This window comes from Enterococcus olivae (assembly GCF_053760925.1).
The window spans coordinates 1-17,049 of the sequence record NZ_JBSMVT010000037.1 but is presented as its reverse complement, the minus strand read 5'-3'; the positions used below and the strand labels follow the sequence as shown (position 1 = coordinate 17,049).

The following is a 17,049-nucleotide window of genomic DNA, read 5'->3' as shown; positions in this document are numbered from 1 at the left end:
GTCACCTTTACCATAACAGAATGGGGTTCTTTTTTCATCACTTAACGGGTGAGAATCGAAAAGTTAATTTTTCCTGCCGTTAGGCAGTTTCTAAACAATTATAAGGAAAGTATGAATTATTCAGGATCTTAAAAATAATATTAATTTTTATGCTAGTAATGACTTGGGTCAAAAAAATGATAGTCTTTCAATAGTTAGCTTAACAAAGCAGCCACTTGTTCGTCCGATAATCGGTGCCCCAATTTATCGGATCGCTGGCGATATTCTGTCGAGTTCAGAAGAAACTAAAAAAGAAGCAGACGCCTCTGACAAGCAGATGTCTCCCTCTCCCTGTATTTATTATACCGCAAAAAAATCGACATTTGTAGACTGTTTTTTTCGCTCAAAGCAGAGTAAGATAAGTTTCCACTATGAAAAGGAGCGTGTGTCTATGACCATTCGAGAATTAGAGCAGCTACATCTGAGCTTCGTTTATCAACAGCTAGTACAAGCAAAAGCAAGTTGCGAACAACTGCTGCAGAGGGAAAATGAACGAGGAAAGGTGGACTTAAAAAACAGTGGCGAAGAGCTACGCCTCAATTTTGACAATGCTGCGGATCGTTTGGATACCTTTGCTGCGATTGAAATAAAGAATAGAGAAGTAGACCAACGAAAAGCTTCGATCCAGATGACTGAAACAAAGCTAGAAAAAGTCCAACGCCTGACGCGTACGCCTTATTTTGGAAAAGTAGATCTCCAGTTTCCAGACGAGGAACAAGTAGACGCGTTTTATATTGGTACCAATGGTTTTGCAGACGAACAGAATCAAAATTTGATTTACGACTGGCGTTCACCGATTGCCGAGTTGTTTTACAACAATCAGCTGGGCGACGCGTCTTATGAGGTCAACGGCCAGCTACTTTCAGCGAATATTCGGAATAGACGACAGTTAGTGACAGAAAAAGATCGTTTACGCTTTGTTTTTGATACGGCAGTCGCCATTGATGACGAACGGTTGCTTTCGGTCTTAGAGGAGAATGCCACAGAAGCGATGAAAGATATTACCGCATCGATTCAACAGGAACAGAATCTCATTATTCGAGATCAGTCCTCCCCGGTACTCTTGGTCAACGGTGTTGCTGGCAGCGGAAAAACATCGGTGGTGATGCAGCGGATTGCCTATCTGCTCTATCGCCACCGACAAACAATCACTTCCGATAGTGTACTGATTCTGTCACCTAATGAACACTTTATCCAATATATTTCTGAGGTGCTGCCCGCATTGGGAGAAAAAAATCCAATCAATTTGACTTTTCTCGGATTGATCCAAAGTCTGTGCTCCAACAGACTAGCAAGCGAGCAGGAGTATTTTCAACGGATCACCCAGTCTACTGTAGCGGAACAAGATCAGATACTACGGGGACACGGCTTCATTTCCTTTATCAAAAAAGCCGGGGAGGGTGTTTTATTAAAACAGGAACCACCTTTTGCTGCGATTCGGCTGAAAAAGCAAACGCTGATTGCCAAAGAAACGATCTTGAAGTTTTATCGGAATACTCCTCAAGGAATGTCTTTTTCAGAAAAAATCCAAGCAACAAAGAATCAATTGAAGAGTGCCTGGGAACGACGGTTGACGAAGCAGTCTCAAAGTCAAAAAATTCAAGAGCAACTCCTGCTGTTATCAGAGGAACAACAGATGCGACACTTTGGCAAGCTGATTCCAGATGAACCGAAGCAGCTTGCTTTCTATGCGCAGAAACTTTTGGAAAAGAAATACAAAAAAGTAACGGAAGCGATTGAAAACAGAGAATGGCTAGATGTTACATCGCTTGTACAAACCTTGTATGAAAGCTATACAGGACAGTATTTTACTGTATCAACTTCACTAGATTTTACGGTCACTTTCCTGTTGGTCAAACAGCTTTTTGTCAAAAAAGCAGCTGTTGCGACTGTCGACTTGCTATGTATTGATGAAGTTCAAGACTATACACCTGCCCAATTATTTTTGCTAGCAGAGCTTTTTCCAAAGGCGAAAATCACTGCTGTTGGGGATGAGGATCAAGCGATTTTCAAAACCTACAGCACCTTTGGCGAGATGAGCCAGATTTTTGAGGAGCAGCAACGGAGTACCAAGATCTATCATTTACAAAAAAGTTATCGGTCAAGCGGCGCGATTACGGACTTGTTTCAACAGTTGAGTAGCCAAAAAAAGATCATAGCTGTACAGTCATCCGGTGAAGAACCAGTGTTTGAACGCTTTGAAAGCCAAGAAGATTTTAAAAAGTTAATCGAAAAGAAACTCTCCAGAGAAGAGATTCCAGAACTAACGATCATTACCAAGACGATGGATGAAGCCGACAGATTGACGCAGCTTTTTGGAGAGGTGGCACCTGTGAAGATCTATCCTGTTAGCTTGGCAAAAGGCTTGGAATTTGACCACGTCGTTTTGTTCGACGTCTCCGCAAACAACTATCAGACACTGCAAGACAAACGTTTGCTGTACACAGCTGTTTCCAGAGCAATGAAAACCTTAAGTATCACCTATCAAAAAGTCCCCACTACATTATTCGACTAATTATCAGAAGTGAAAGTCGAGACGAGTTCGGAAAAAGTTACTTGTCGTTATCGATAAGTGTCCTCATTCGTTCGGTTCCGTTTCTTGTTTAAAAAACGATAAATCGATATACTGAAAGCAAAGGAGGAATCGCGTTTATGTCAGATTACAAGATCCCTAAAGTATGGGAATGGAAAGAAGAAAAGAATCCCTTTGGCAATCAACCGACTGCAGGTAGCCGTTTTGAGCAGAAATTGCCAGTAGGTGCACAACCCCTGCAAGTCTATTCACTGGGCACACCCAATGGACAAAAAGTGACGTTGTTACTTGAAGAATTGCGAGAAGCAGGTATAGAGGCAGCCACCTATGATTTATATAAAATCAATATTGGTGACGGCGATCAGTTCGGCAGTGATTTTGTAGCAATCAATCCGAATTCTAAAATTCCGGCAATGGTGGATTACTCGCTGGAGGAACCGGTTCGCGTGTTTGAATCGGTCTCTATTCTGCTTTATTTAGCTGAAAAATTTGGACAATTCATTCCGACGACGCTTCCTGAACGAACAGAAATGATGAATTGGCTTTTCTGGCAAACAGGAGCGGCGCCCTTTGTAGGCGGTGGATTTGGTCATTTCTTCCAGTATGCACCTTTCCCGCAAGAATACCCAATTGATCGTTATACGATGGAAACCAAGCGTCAGCTGGATCTTCTAGACAAGCACTTGGCAGACAAAGCCTTTATTCTCGGTGATACTTATACGATCGCAGACATGGCGATCTGGCCTTGGTATGGCAGACTAGTTCAAGGCAAGTTGTATAGCGATGCAGCAGCCGAATTTTTAAACGTCCAAGAATATCCTCATCTGAAAGCCTGGGCCGACCGAATCGGCGCAAGACCGGCTGTCAAACGTTCACTGGATGTAGCATACAAAGAAATCAACTAGCGTAAAAACCTCTTGAACAGCTGATCAAAATGGGCTGTTCAAGAGGTTTTTTATTGAGGATCTTTTGTAACGATTTCCAGTTTGATTCGATCGGGGTCTTCGAAATAGAATGCGTAATGATTCGGACCTCCTGCGAAAGGATAGGCATCTGAGTACAGCTCGGAAACAGCGTGGTCAAGTAGTTTTTGACGTAAGTGGTCGACAGCTTGTCGGTCACTTACTATAAAAGCCAAATGATTCAGACCCGTATTTTTACGATGGTACCCATTGGATCGGTAGTTTTCTTCTGTTTGAACAAAGACAATGTAGTGATCTTCTAGCTTATAGCTAAATCCTTGCTCCCATTCCTGATACAAGTGATAGCCTAGTTCAGTGAGTAAAAAACGATACAGTTTTTTTGTTGCTGTGAGTTGGCTGACATAAATCTCAATATGGTGGATCATTGGCGGTCTCCTTTGATAAAAAATTATCCAGAAATTATTGTAATAAAACTCTTCCATACATGCACAAAAGAATTTTTTGTTTAGAGAGATTATTCAGTGGTGTCCGTAGAGTCCTGCGCCAAATAGGTCGCAATTGTATTGGTTTCTTTTGTCAAAGTCTCCGCATCAATTAGGTCAGTAGCCTGTGTCGATAACAACTGTTGATAGCTTTCAAGCAGATTATTAGCAAAATTACTGTCGAGCAAGGCTTCTGAATAAGTGACAGTCTTCTCTGCTACTAGATCACTAAAGGTGTCGTTTTCTAAGAAGCGTGAGGTTAGTATGTTGTTGCCGCCCATTTTGCTTGGCATAGTACGCGCTTGATTTTCTCCATCTGTTGGATCAGAGGATCCCTGTTCATTAGCGTTTGGAGGAGTCATGCGTGTCTTTCCTTCTTCTGAGTTCTCGTCATTGCCGCGATCAAAAGGCATGTCTGGTCGATTCTCTTCATCAAAGTTTTCAGGATCAAAGTCTTCCGGCAGCTCACCGCCAAATTCAGCATTTCCAGGATCAAAGTCATCACCGCCATTTCCGTCAGGAGCATTTCCCGGAGCCACAGCCCCACCGCCTTGTCCGCCGCCCATACTACCAAAGGACAGATTTTGATCCCATGCAACAACGGTCATTTTTTCAGTCTCACTATCATAATAAAGGTAAGAGTTGTTTCCTGGACCGTCGATGTCGTCTTCATTGGCTACTAGATCCTGAAGCGCCAAATAGCTAGCGAAAGCATCAACATCCAAATAGCTTTCAAGATTTTCAGCAAATTCTTCATCACTGGCGTTGTTGATAAAATCTAAGAAATTGATCAATGGCGTCAAGTCTTCTTTGCCGTATTTTTGTTCAAAAGCCTCTTCATAGGCGCTGGCTTCGGTTCCTCGGTAAGAATAGTCGCCTTCTGACTCTGCTTTATAGAGTAGACCGTTTGTACCGAAATGCGCTTCGGTCCATCGATCATCATCGGGGACATCAACGACTAGTCGCAAGGTTTCCTCCGAGTCATTGACGGAGAAGCGGGTAAAGGCACTTTCCTCAGCAGCAACGCCGGCTTCATTGAGCATAGCCAAGGCGAGTGCTTCGTTCATGGAGGACTCGGTACTATTGCCGCGGACAACAAAACGAGAACGTCCCAGATATTCCTGGCCGTCTTCATATTTATCTAGACGGATCACCCAAGGGAGTTCTGCGGCAGTAATTTCATCCGCAGATTGATTGGTAAGGGTCCGCAAAGTCGAATTGCCTTTTAATTTTAAACCGACATTTTCAAAGGTTGTTCCGTCGATCGTTACCGAAACTTGGATCCATTCTTTACTGCCGTCTGCTTGATAAGCGGCGATCAAACTGTCTAATTCTGATTCATCCACGTCAATACTGATCGAGTGGACCGTGTCTTCTGTAAAAAAGCTGTCCGTTTCTTCGGAAGATTCTGTTTGAGTTGCTACCGCCAAATCTGTAGTGTTCGTTGCAGCATCTGCTGTGCAGGCTGTTAACGTAGTGGTCAAAACAAGTGCGGAACAAAATAGCACTCGTCGTAGATTCGTTTTTTTCATTTAGAAAAACTCCTTTGTTAATAAGTTGTTTAAAAAGTGTATAATGCTTAGCTTAAAGGAAGCTTAAAAACAAAATAAAGAGAATTCCCCTCAGTTTACGCAATACAAAAAGCTAAAATTGTTTTACAATTGAAGAGAAGAAACAGCTTAAAGCTTACGGTAAAAATATCGCTTCAAAGGAGTTGACAAAGAGAGGAGAGAGAGATGACCAATTTTTTAACATTAGTGAGGCGCTTTTGAGTAAGCCAAGAGACATAAAACATCGTCCAGATTGATAGAAAAACGACCGTGTTGCGACAGTATTTAGTGAAAGAAGGAATTGGATAATGCAAATTGTTAAGAACAATCAAGGATCGCTCTTGTTGCTACTAGGGGTATTGATTGGGGGAATAATCGGTATCTTCTTTAGTGGCTGGGTCAGCTATTTGAAACCAATCGGAGACATTTTTTTAAATGCCATGTTCGTTATCATTGTCCCATTGGTTTTTTTAAGTATGATCAATGCGGTTACTCGTACCAAAGGAGTTCAACGCTTAGGAAAAATTTTAATAACGACCCTGCTCGTGTTTGTCTCTACAGCAGTGGTTATTGCTCTCCTGTCCTATCTGATTGTATTCATTTACAATCCATTTGCGAATATTGATCCTAGCTCGATGCTTCCGCTAATGGGAGAAGTCACTCAAGAAGAAAGTAGGAGTTTTGGGGAACTTTTTGTACAAACCTTTACAGTGAGTGACTTTATCGAGCTGTTCAATAAATCGAATTTACTGCCGCTGATTATTTTCTCACTCTTTTTTGGTACAGCGATCACTTTGGTCGGTAAACCAGCAGAGCCTTTGCGTAAGGTCTTAAGTGCAGCAAATGAAGTCGTGATGAAGTTAGTCGAGTTGCTGATGCTGTTTGCTCCAATCGGTTTAGGTTGTTATTTTGCTTATACGATCGGTAGTTTAGGTCCGCAAATCATTGGTGGTTACATTCAATCGCTGATTTTATACATTTTGATCACGATTATTTATTACTTTGGGATGTTCAGCTTGTATGCTTTTTTGGCTGGGGGAAAATTGGGGGTCAAAGTATTTTGGCAAAATATTCTAGAACCGTCTTTAACAGCGTTGGGAACCTCCAGTAGCGCTGCCAGTATTCCTGCCAATTTGATCGCCACGAAAAAAATGGGTGTACCTGCAGATATTGCGGAAACCGTCATTCCATTGGGAGCGAATACGCATAAGGATGGTTCGGTCGTGGGTGGCATGTTGAAGGTCATTTTTCTGTTTACCTTGTTCCAACGTGATTTCCATAGCTTTTCGCAGATGCTGATCTTGATTGGTGTGTCACTGCTAGTAGGGATCGTGATCGGTGCTATTCCTAGTGGAGGGTTGACTGCAGAACTGCTGATCGTCTCTTTGTTTGGCTTTCCAATTGAAATGATTCCTGCGATTGTCATTATTAGTACATTGATAGATATACCAGCGACTTTGCTGAATTCTACCGGGAATACGGTTTGTGCGATGCTTGTCAGTCGTCTGGTGGAAGGCAAGGATTGGCTGAAAGCAAAACATTAAACATAAAAAAACTCCAAGCGCTGTCGTGTTTGGGGTTTTTTATGTACTTCGATCGCAAGCGAATAAGCGACTGAGTCAGGACATTTGTGGATATTTTCTAAAAGGTAGTTTAAGATAAAGATCAGGAGTCTGTTGGAACTCAGCCAGAAAAAGAAAAGGTGGGAGAACCATGCTCAAAAAATTTTCCTGGAAAAAAATACTGTTGCTTGTCATTGGTTTATTTGCTCTGTATATTATCGGCTCACGACTCAATTCGAAATACAATCTGGGGCCGACAGGTGAGGAAACAACGCTAGGGGAACCGTTGCGGATTGGTCATGGGACGTATACGATCAATGAACTGGAGGTTCTTGAAAGTCTCACATTGGACGATGAAGAAATGACTGTGGAAGACGGCGATGGTGTCTTTGTCATCGCAGATCTAACAATTGAAAACCATTTTTTTAATCGATCAATGCTTTTTTCCGCTCAAAATATTTATTTGCAGGCCGATGGAGAGTTCTACCCCTCTTATCAAGAGCTGACCTATTTTAGTGCTTTGGGTACACCAAAGCTGCTGGAGCGTCTTGCTGAAGAGTGGGACGGTGGTCTTTGTTGCAAGTAAAGAATGGCTGGAAGCAGAGGATGCGGCGATCTACATCATGGCATTGGCACGTGACGGCAGTGAACAAGATGGCTATATGTACTTGAATAGAGAAGTGGATTGAGCTGTAATTGAAACATAAAAGCGGGTTCTTTAACCAAATATTTGGTTAAAGAGCCCGCTTTTTAAATCGTTTACTTCTTTGGTTTATTGACAGTCAGCCAATGGTTTTAAGTGTCTTTCAGAGATTTCTTTGACTTTGTTTACACGACGAATATATTTTTCTTCTGCTAGAAAATCAGTGTTCATCCAAACATTGACGATCTCTAAAGCAATGGCTGAGCCAATGATTTTTCCTCCTAAACATAGGACGTTGCTATCCGTATGTTCGCGGGCTAGCTTTGCACAAAATGGGTCCTGACAGACGACAGCATCGATGCCATAAATTCGATTGGCGATTAGCGCACTACCATAACCGACCCCGTCCACAAAGATGCCACGGTCCGATTTTCCTTCTGCTACCGCCAGTGCAGCCGGGTAAACATAATCAGACAAGTCAGCTGCTTCTTTAGTATACGGCCCCATATCTTCGACTTTATGTCCCATACTTTGCAGCAATTCAATAATCTCCAATTTCAGATCCACACCTGCGTGGTCACTTGCTAGAATAATTTTCAAAAGAACGACCTCCTTTTTTTCTAGAGTACCATGTTTGCAGTAGTCTTGCTAGAGAAAACGGTGATTCAGTCGTGGAGGTTGCTTGTGCTGTTGAATCAAATCCAACTAAAAGTAGCAATGAAATCCTCAGAATCAAAAAAATAACAGAGTCTAATATATTACAGGTTGGAAAATTCTTGACTCAAGCATCACAAACCTTACAAAAAACATACGAGCAATTCACTAGAATTTTACATGCACAGTATATATTGAAAATATATCAAATATTTAGATAAAAAAATAAAAAGCAGAATTATACAGATCAAAAATGTTTAACAGGAGAGTTTTATGCCAAGATTTTTAAGAAAAGCAGCAATTGCCTTACGAAGATTTATTGTCAGCTTAGAACCAACCTCAAAAATGTCAAAACGAATACTTGTTGCAGCCTATACGTTTGTTTTGGTTCTTTTTGGACGTTATCAAAAGAGAAAACGCAGTGCCGTTCGGGTGATCAAAAACAATCTTCCACCTGAGGATGCTGAAAATCAAAAGAAAATCAATCAGATTTACAATGAAATCTTGTATTGCCGATTTATGTATCAGATCAATGCCAAGGAATATTTTACATACCAATTTGAAAAGCTGTCTCATACAGGTAGAAAGCTTTACCTCACGCGAGGAAATAAATACCGCTTTTATCGTAAATTCAACAATCCAAATTATTTGGATTACTTCAATATGAAAACAGAGACATATCGTAAGTTCAGCCAGTATTACAAACGAGATGTGCTGCCGATCTATAGCGAGGAAGACTATCCTGCCTTCTTGGTATTTGTTGGAAAGCATAAGAGTTTTATATACAAGCCCTCTGATGATTACGGCGGACATGGTGTAAAGATTTACCGCGTCGAAGAATATGAAAGTCTTGAGGACTTATTTAAGATTTTGGTCTTCAAGGGCTATTGTGTACTGGAAGAGCTGATCAGACAATCAGATGAGATCGCTAGAATCCACCCACAGTCTGTAAATACAACACGGGTCGTTGCTTTTAGAAGAGACGATGGTGAAGTAATGATTCAGTGGGCCTTCTTTCGTATGGGTATGGGAGGTAGCCACACAGACAATATGAGCGGTGGCGGACTTGGATCGATGGTCGATCCTGAGACAGGGATCTTATATGAAGAAGGTCGAGATTATTTAGGAAAGGTTCATTTGTTCCATCCAGATACAAATGTGAAAATCATTGGTCTACAACTACCGGAATGGGACCAGTTGCGAATGCTGGTGAAGGAGTTGTCCAATGTCGTGCCACAGGTCAGACTGGTCGGCTGGGATTTTGCTTACAGTGAGAAGGGTTGGGATTTTGTGGAAGCAAACTCACGACCACAGTGTCTGACTGCACAAATAACGACGATCAATGGTCGTTTGCATCAGTATTTGGAAATAGAGGAAATATTTGATCAAGAGGGAATAGAATATGCAGGCTAAGACTAAAATTGCTTTTACTGGAGACATGTCGTTTAGTGCCTTTTTCCAAAAAGGCTACCAAAAGAACGATCTGATCGATACGTCTCTACTGAATTTTTGCAACGAATGTGACGCGACAGTGATTAATTATGAAAGTCCGATCACACCGCTGAAACATACAAAGAAGAAGCGACTGGCGCATCGAACAGATCCTGAAGCATTGGATTTTATCAAGAAAAAATTCACTTATCCGATTCTTTCTTTTGCCAACAATCACATGATGGACTATAAGTCGATCGGCTTTATTGATTCGATCGAAGAAACAGAAAAAAGAGAGATTCCTTTTATTGGCGCAGGTCGCAACCGTGACGAGGCTTCTCAATATGTGATTATTGGTGAGGAAACAAAAGTCGGTATTTTAAGTGTACAGTACAAAATGCTGCGAAAATTGACCAAAAACTTTATGGGGCCTTTGCACGAATCCATGATCGATGATCTCCAAGAGCGGATCACGGAATTAAGGGCACAAGTTGACTGGATCGTGTTAGTCTACCATGGCGGTGACGAGTTTTTACATGCGCCGATGCCTTATACACGCAAATTGATCAAAACCTATCTCAACATGGATATCGATATAATCGTGGCTCATCATCCCCATGTCGTGCAGGGCTACGAACGTTTGAATGGTAAGCTAGTCTTTTATTCATTAGGAAATTTTCTTTTTGATAGTACCTATCAACGAGTACAGGAAGGCACAGATCAAGGGATGCTGGTTCGTTTGTTATTTTCCAAAGACACCTATGAGTTTGACAATTGTCCAGTAGCGATCAATCGGGAGCAATTTGTGGTTGAAAAAGGTGTGGACAGTCCCTTCTTTATTGAGATTACTCCTAAGAATTACAAGCGACTGTGGACCTATGAATCAGCACGAAAGCCCCAAGTTTTAGAGAATGCCAAAGATCTGCGAGTCACTGAGCTGGCAGAGATCAAAGAACAACGCTTGCAGCAAAAGTTGGAGCACAAGGAACGTTTAGAAAAAGTAAAACTGCATCGAATGGCGTTGGAAGGCTACACAATGCTGGAACCAAAGGAAGAAAATGAGGATTCTTTGCTGTCAGAAGAGCAAATCGACGACTCCGCTGAGCAACTCCTCCGGCAACAAAAGAAGCAGCGGAGACGTAGTCGCAGAAAAACCAAACGACTGGTGAAAAGAACGCTTCGCAAGATTTTTTTCGAAAAGCAAAAAAATTATCGGAAGTGGGTGTTGAGAGTGGGTCGTTTCATGAACAAACTTTTTAATCGTGGGAGAAATGTCTATCAATGAGTAAAAAAAAGGTAACGACGTACATCATTATGGCCGACGGGAAAGGCACTCGATGGAACCATTACCAAGGAATTGAAAAACACCTGATCGAAATCGACGGAGAAACGATCATTGAACGAACCATTCGATTGGTGAGTCAGTTTGATCCAAATGCGGAAATCATCGTAACGTCACATGATCCTAGCTATACCTTTGCAGGAAGCACGCGTTACGAGCCGTTGAATAATCAACTAGAGATTGATCGTTTCACCGTGGAGTTGATTGACACAGGTGTCTGCTTTCTTTATGGAGACACCTATTATACGGAACGTGCCATTCGAAAAATCGTCAAAAAGCACAATGACTCGCTACTCTTTTTTGGAACAGCCAAAAAAATCGTAGCGATCAAGGTGACCGATGAGAAGCAGATGCGCAAACATTGTCAACATGTCCGACAGCTATATTTAGATAAGAAGATTGAAAAGTGTATTGGCTGGCAATTATATCAGTCGTTTGAACAGCTGCCTTTTGAGAAACGGCAGATCAAAGGCCATTTTGTGTTATTTGAAGATGAGACCATAGATTTCAACACACCCAAAGATTATAAAAAATTTTTACGTATACATTAGACTGATCAATTGCTAATAAAAGGATACTGGCCGACGAGTAAGAAAGGATAGACATTGCATGGATACTATTTTATCGAATAAGAAAAGAACGAACTTGTCACTTACCCTAGACTCGCTAAAACTTGCTGCACTACATATTTTTGTGACCCATTTAAAGATCATTTACTTTGTTTTCAAATTGTTTCCTTCAAAGAACCAAGTGGTTTTTATCAGTCGACAGTCAGACACACCATCCATTGATTTTGAAATGATCATTGGCGAGCTAAAGAAAGATTCTTTAGAAGTGGTGGTTCTTTGCAAGCAAATGGAGAAAAGCAAGCTAGGCTACCTCAAGTACTATTTTCATATCTTGAAACAGAGCTTTGTCTTGGCCCGATCTCGTGTCTGTATCATTGATACCTATATTATCCCGGTGTCTGTGTTGAAGCACAAGAAGAGCCTGAAGATTATCCAAATCTGGCACGCTATCGGGAAGATCAAGAAGTCAGGCTATCAGACACTCGGAAAAAAAGGTGGTCGGGACGAGGCACTTTCTCGCGGGTTGAAAATGCATCGCAATTATGATTTTATTATTGCCGGTGCCGAATACTGGAATCCTTTTTACTGCGCATCCTTTGATGTTATGGAGGACAAACTCAAAAATTTTGGCTTGCCACGTATGGACTACTTGTTGGAAAAGAAAGAGCCCCTCAAACAGGAGATTCTTAGTCAGTATCCTCATCTTTGTAATGGGAAAAAGAATATTGTCTATGCCCCAACATTTAGACGGACAAGGGCAGTGGATGTCAATGAGTTCGTGAAGAATTTTCATCATGATAAGTTTAATTTGATCGTTAAGCTGCATCCTCATGATCCTCATCGGGAAGTGATCGAAGACGAACAGGTTCAGATCATTGAGGACTACACGGCAACCCAGTTATTATCACTGGCAGACTATTTAGTGACGGATTACTCATCGATTGCCTTTGAGGCGGCACTAATTGATCTGAAGACGTTCTTTTATGTTAATGATTATGATTTGTATATGAATGAAAACGGCTTGAATTTGGATTTAAAAAAAGAGAGTCCTACAATCGTAGCGAGTGATGCCCAAGCGCTTCATGCTGCGTTGAATTCAGAAGTCTATGACTTTGAAGCCTTTAAACGATTCAAAAAATTGGTCTTACCTGAAGAACTAGGAAACGCGACAAACAATATCGTCACGCTGATCAAAGAGATGCTAGCGTATATGGAGCAAGCATGACAACTATTCTCAAGAAACTCGAAAAAAAATTAAAATTGTTCTTACTGTTTTGGCGTAGGATCGTTTTTGCTGAAAATCACTTTGGTGTGCCCTTATGGAGACGGTTGCTACTCAACTTCAGTGGCGGCTATGTGGCGGATCAGGCAATTATTTATGATTTTAAACGCAACGATAAAAAGCAATATCTCTCTGAATTTGATTGGTACAAATCAAGATATATCAATGAGCCTTTTGATGCGATGCTGAACAACAAATTGATTTGTTCAGAGGTTTTTAAACACTATCTGGATTTTCCAGAGACGCTCTTTGTCAAAAATAAAAAGCAGTTGATCAATTACCGATCACCAGAGCACACGATCGCCGCCTTGCTTGCCCAGCTAAAAGACCACGCCGCCATTTACATTAAACCGATTAATTTGGGCAAAGGCAATGGTGTTCATTTATTGGAATTCATTGATGGTAGCTTCTATATGGACCGGGAAAAAGCGACGCCAGCAACCATCATTGCTACTTTAAGTAAGACGCAAAACTGGTTTGCGACACCTGGGATCAAACAAGCCCCCTATCTGAATGCTATCTATGAGAAAACTAGCAACACAATCCGAATGATCACTGTCAAAGATCCAGAGACACAATGCTTTAAGGTATTGTTTGCTGTTCAGCGCATTGGCGTGAAGGCCTCTATCCCTGTGGACAATGGCAGTCGCGGTGGGCTCATCAGTAACGTTGATTTGGAAACCGGTGTACTGAGTGCCGCCAGATCGATCCAATCTTTAGGAGAATACGCACGGCATCCAGACTCACAAAATCCGATTGAAGGGGTCAAAATTCCACATTGGCAAGAGATGGTTCAGGAAATTTTGGAGGCATCCAATCAATTCCCTTATTTGAATTTTATCGGCTGGGACATTTTACCTAATGATCAAGAAGGACTTTCTGTAGTTGAAGCCAATACTTCGTCTGGCGTCAATATCATTCAGATCTGGGGACCACAGCGTGACGGGGAACTAGGTGCCTTTTATCGTTCCCATGGCGTAATCAAATAAGAACCAGCTGTAAGCATCAACCTGATGAGAGGGCGCCGGAAATTACTTCTAGCGTTGCCGATCATCAGGTCTTTTTTTGTGGACAGCTATTTTAAATTTTCGACAAAATTTGATGAGAGGCGAAATATCTTTTTAATGCAAACCTAGAATGATTTTGCTAACTAAAGAATGTATGTTACGGTAAATATATAAGCAATTAGAAGGAATCGTATCTATGAAAAGCTGGGTTGAGAAGTATTTCTGTATTTTTCTTAGGAGGTGACGTTTGTGTTTTAAAAAATTGTTAATGTGGGCTGTAGTGCTGTATTGTTAAGCGCGGTCGCTTTATATGGGTACCATATCTATCTAAGCAAAGAAATCTTTTGGTGGCCAGGTTTGCTGATCATAGTGGCAGTCTTGTTCAATTGGTATCGGTTGAGAAAAGTAAAATAATCTGTAGGTATTAAATGAGTTTTACTGATATATTCTGGTATTCGCCGTTTCCTATGTCTTGTTGCTTCTTTTTGGATGAGTATTGAAATATTGAATAGAGAAATGAGCTCTGACAAAAATAGTTGTCAGGCTTTTTTTGTTGAAATTGTTAGATGAGAATAAACTATTTCAGTTGAAAGCTGAGAATAAAGAGAAGTAAACGACATCTCAACAGTTAGATAATGTGTTTCTATTCCTCAATAATATAGTAGAGCAGGCGGGACGAGTATTCAAGTATGATTTAGACTAGCTTTCTAACTGAAAACAAATGATTTATCGCTCGTTTTATCGCTTGAAAACGAGCGATAAATTGTTTTTCGTGATACAATAATAAAAAAATTGCAAGGAGATAGCGATGAAACCGCCATTTAGCAGCATCGGGTTGGAAAAGTATTAGAGAGAGCTTTTCGAATAAAAAAATTCTTCAATTTACTGCGACACCTTATAGGAATGATGGAAAAAAGATTGAGGGTAAATTAATCTTTAATTACAGTTTAGGACTTGCCCAAAATAATGGTTATTTTAAGCCTATTGATTTTTATCCTATACAAGAATTCGAAGAAAAGAAATCAGATGAAAAAATTGCTGAGAGGGCAGTAGAATTACTGAAACAAGATATCAATGAGGGGTTAGATCACGTGCTTTTAGCTAGAACAAATAGCCGTGATCGAGCAGATGAAGTGTTTACACAGATTTATTCAAAATATCAAGAATTAAACCCAGTAGTCATCCATTCGGGGCACAACAAACGAGATAACAAGAAATCTTTGAAAAAAGTAAAAGATGGTGAATCAAAGGTTGTCGTTTGTGTTGATATGTTTGGTGAGGGAATTGATATACCCTCATTAAAAATAGCTGCAATTCATGATAAATATAAGTCGCTACCAATTACATTACAGTTTATTGGTAGATTCGCAAGGACAAGCTCTGGGAATTTAGGAAATGCTAAGCTAGTAACAAATACTGCAATTGATGATTTGAAAGAGGGGATTGATGATTTATATCATCAAGATTCTGATTGGAATCAGTTACTCAGTATCAAATCTAGTACTTCAATTGAAAAAGAAATAGAGTTAGGAGAGTTTATCAATAACTTTAAAAAAGGTCATGCGGAGGAGTACGATTTATCGCAACTAAAATGAAAATTAGTACAAGGATGTTTAAATATCAATCCGAGATTATCGCTATAGACATTTGGAAAGAAGTATTAAATCCTGAACGAACGACTCCAATATTAAATGAAGAAGAGTTTGTGTATATATTTATTGAAGAACTAGAAGAAAACGTCGTTTGGTCAGAGCAAAAAGATATAATTGAGTACGGATATAACTTTTTTGTGATTTATTATGATAAAGAACATGGAATTGTACACATAAACGAGACGGATGAAGGAAAAGGAAGAAGATTAGTTGAAAAAATTTTTGCAAATGCACTTTAAGTTTTTTTGGTATGAAAGACTTATCCAACGATTGATTACTTTATGGATTTAAGAGAGCAATACTGGGTTTAATTATTGCAAGATAAAAGTAACAACTGATGTTGGACTTTAAATGCGAGCTGGAATCTTGCCTTTGTGGCCCGCTGCGCGTCACAGGAAATCAAACCGGCTTTGTTTTGAAAAAAGTTATTGAAATAAAAAGAATCCCTTGTCAAACACTAATTTGACAAGGGATTTTTGGTAGGGAATCATATCATTTTCAATGAAAATCAAGCATTTCATAAGTTGAAAAACGTTGATTTATCGGCTTTCCCCATCCTTATTATGTTGGCTCTAATGGTCACTCCCACTCAATATAAGTTGCTTGCTTAAAATGTTGATATATCAACATTTGTTTGCGAGTAAACCTGTTTTGGTAGGGAAACGGTAGGGTCAAAACCGTATTGCTTGATTCCCGTTAAAATTTGCAATACTGGATTCTGTTGCATCTTTGAATTGGATGTTTCCTGTCATTTGTACTGCTAAACTCTCATCATTTTTGCTCCAAAGATGAGCATAATGCTTTAAAGTGATTTCTGGACTTGAATGTCCTAATCGTTGAGATACGACTAGAATATCGGCATTGAATTCATTGATTAGGTAACTTACATGAGAATGACGTAATCCTTTACCTTGAATAATAGGTACATGAGCTAATTTTGCATATCGCTCAATAATTCGTTGGATAGTAGAACGATATAAAGGTAAGTCTGTATAACTTAAGACAAAATGTTCGATACCATGAGCTTTTTGTACTTTTCTCCATTCTTTTAAAACTAGAATTGTATCCTCATCTAACGAAATAGTTCGCATTCCATTTTCTGTCTTAGTATAGGGTTTTCGAGCAAAATTGTCTTGATTTTTCATATCTAAGGTATGATGGATGCGTAGTTTTTTTCTTCGTAAATCAATGTCATTCCAATGTAGAGCTAATCCCTCGCTTACCCGAATTCCTGTCATATAATACAACCAGATTCACTAGTGTTGCATTAAAATTTTAACATCATTCCCATGCACAAAAAAATCCTTTATAATGAAACTTGGATGACTTATCCAAGACCATAATAAAGGACTCAAGCATGGATAAGTATAAAACAAATTC

The 17,049-nt window shown here is 40.1% G+C and carries 15 protein-coding genes and 1 pseudogene; 12 read left to right on the top strand and 4 right to left on the bottom strand.

Annotated elements, in window-relative coordinates; all coding sequences use genetic code 11:
- Positions 1–430: 430 nt before the first annotated feature.
- Positions 431–2,554 carry a HelD family protein gene (locus ACWODM_RS15310; RefSeq protein ID WP_455322199.1) on the top strand — a complete coding sequence of 708 codons (2,124 nt, stop codon included), beginning with the start codon at positions 431–433 and terminating at the stop codon, positions 2,552–2,554.
- Positions 2,555–2,691: 137 nt separating this feature from the next.
- On the top strand, positions 2,692–3,477 hold the full coding sequence (yghU, locus tag ACWODM_RS15305; RefSeq protein WP_455322198.1) for a glutathione-dependent disulfide-bond oxidoreductase: 786 nt from the start codon (positions 2,692–2,694) through the stop codon (positions 3,475–3,477).
- 50 nt (positions 3,478–3,527) lie between these two features.
- On the opposite strand, the gene ACWODM_RS15300 is transcribed toward yghU, so the two are convergent.
- A complete protein-coding gene (locus tag ACWODM_RS15300; protein ID WP_455322197.1) occupies positions 3,528–3,920 on the bottom strand; it encodes a VOC family protein in 393 nt (130 codons plus the stop codon).
- Positions 3,921–4,009: 89 nt separating this feature from the next.
- Positions 4,010–5,509 carry a CotH kinase family protein gene (locus ACWODM_RS15295; RefSeq protein WP_455322196.1) on the bottom strand — a complete coding sequence of 500 codons (1,500 nt, stop codon included), beginning with the start codon at positions 5,507–5,509 and terminating at the stop codon, positions 4,010–4,012.
- A 326-nt stretch (positions 5,510–5,835) separates the two neighbouring features.
- Here ACWODM_RS15295 and ACWODM_RS15290 point away from each other — a divergent pair, with 326 nt between their 5' ends.
- The 3 genes from ACWODM_RS15290 (at position 5,836) to ACWODM_RS15280 (ending at position 7,778) form a co-directional block, all read left to right on the top strand.
- The gene (locus ACWODM_RS15290) at positions 5,836–7,071 is read left to right on the top strand and encodes a dicarboxylate/amino acid:cation symporter (protein WP_455322195.1); all 1,236 of its coding nucleotides are present in this window, start codon (positions 5,836–5,838) and stop codon (positions 7,069–7,071) included.
- A 169-nt stretch (positions 7,072–7,240) separates the two neighbouring features.
- The gene (locus ACWODM_RS15285) at positions 7,241–7,675 is read left to right on the top strand and encodes a hypothetical protein (protein ID WP_455322194.1); all 435 of its coding nucleotides are present in this window, start codon (positions 7,241–7,243) and stop codon (positions 7,673–7,675) included.
- Positions 7,656–7,778 carry a hypothetical protein gene (locus tag ACWODM_RS15280; RefSeq protein WP_455322193.1) on the top strand — a complete coding sequence of 41 codons (123 nt, stop codon included), beginning with the start codon at positions 7,656–7,658 and terminating at the stop codon, positions 7,776–7,778. Before ACWODM_RS15285 ends, ACWODM_RS15280 begins: the two co-directional genes overlap by 20 nt.
- 83 nt (positions 7,779–7,861) lie before the next feature.
- Here ACWODM_RS15280 and ACWODM_RS15275 read toward each other — a convergent pair whose 3' ends face one another.
- A complete protein-coding gene (locus ACWODM_RS15275) occupies positions 7,862–8,332 on the bottom strand; it encodes an RpiB/LacA/LacB family sugar-phosphate isomerase (protein WP_455322192.1) in 471 nt (156 codons plus the stop codon).
- A gap of 327 nt (positions 8,333–8,659) precedes the next feature.
- On the opposite strand from ACWODM_RS15275, the gene ACWODM_RS15270 reads away from it, so the two are divergent.
- The 7 genes from ACWODM_RS15270 (at position 8,660) to ACWODM_RS15240 (ending at position 15,908) form a co-directional block, all read left to right on the top strand.
- Positions 8,660–9,799, top strand: a complete 1,140-nt coding sequence (locus ACWODM_RS15270; protein ID WP_455322191.1) for a sugar-transfer associated ATP-grasp domain-containing protein — start codon at positions 8,660–8,662, stop codon at positions 9,797–9,799.
- Positions 9,789–11,102, top strand: coding sequence for a CapA family protein (locus tag ACWODM_RS15265; protein WP_455322190.1), 1,314 nt, complete (start codon positions 9,789–9,791; stop codon positions 11,100–11,102). Before ACWODM_RS15270 ends, ACWODM_RS15265 begins: the two co-directional genes overlap by 11 nt.
- On the top strand, positions 11,099–11,710 hold the full coding sequence (locus tag ACWODM_RS15260; RefSeq protein ID WP_455322189.1) for an NTP transferase domain-containing protein: 612 nt from the start codon (positions 11,099–11,101) through the stop codon (positions 11,708–11,710). Before ACWODM_RS15265 ends, ACWODM_RS15260 begins: the two co-directional genes overlap by 4 nt.
- Before the next feature lie 58 nt (positions 11,711–11,768).
- Positions 11,769–12,953, top strand: a complete 1,185-nt coding sequence (locus ACWODM_RS15255; RefSeq protein WP_455322188.1) for a CDP-glycerol glycerophosphotransferase family protein — start codon at positions 11,769–11,771, stop codon at positions 12,951–12,953.
- Positions 12,950–13,999, top strand: a complete 1,050-nt coding sequence (locus tag ACWODM_RS15250) for a sugar-transfer associated ATP-grasp domain-containing protein (protein WP_455322187.1) — start codon at positions 12,950–12,952, stop codon at positions 13,997–13,999. The genes ACWODM_RS15255 and ACWODM_RS15250 overlap by 4 nt, the downstream gene beginning before the upstream one ends.
- Before the next feature lie 1,109 nt (positions 14,000–15,108).
- Complete coding sequence (locus tag ACWODM_RS15245) at positions 15,109–15,612, top strand: DEAD/DEAH box helicase (RefSeq protein WP_455322186.1); 504 nt, start codon at positions 15,109–15,111, stop codon at positions 15,610–15,612.
- 14 nt (positions 15,613–15,626) lie between these two features.
- Entirely contained in the window at positions 15,627–15,908 is a 282-nt protein-coding gene (locus tag ACWODM_RS15240) for a hypothetical protein (protein ID WP_455322185.1), read from the top strand.
- A 432-nt stretch (positions 15,909–16,340) separates the two neighbouring features.
- Here the strand turns inward: ACWODM_RS15240 and ACWODM_RS15235 are convergent.
- Positions 16,341–16,922: pseudogene (locus ACWODM_RS15235) on the bottom strand (site-specific integrase); the annotation flags it as partial.
- Positions 16,923–17,049: the final 127 nt, after the last annotated feature.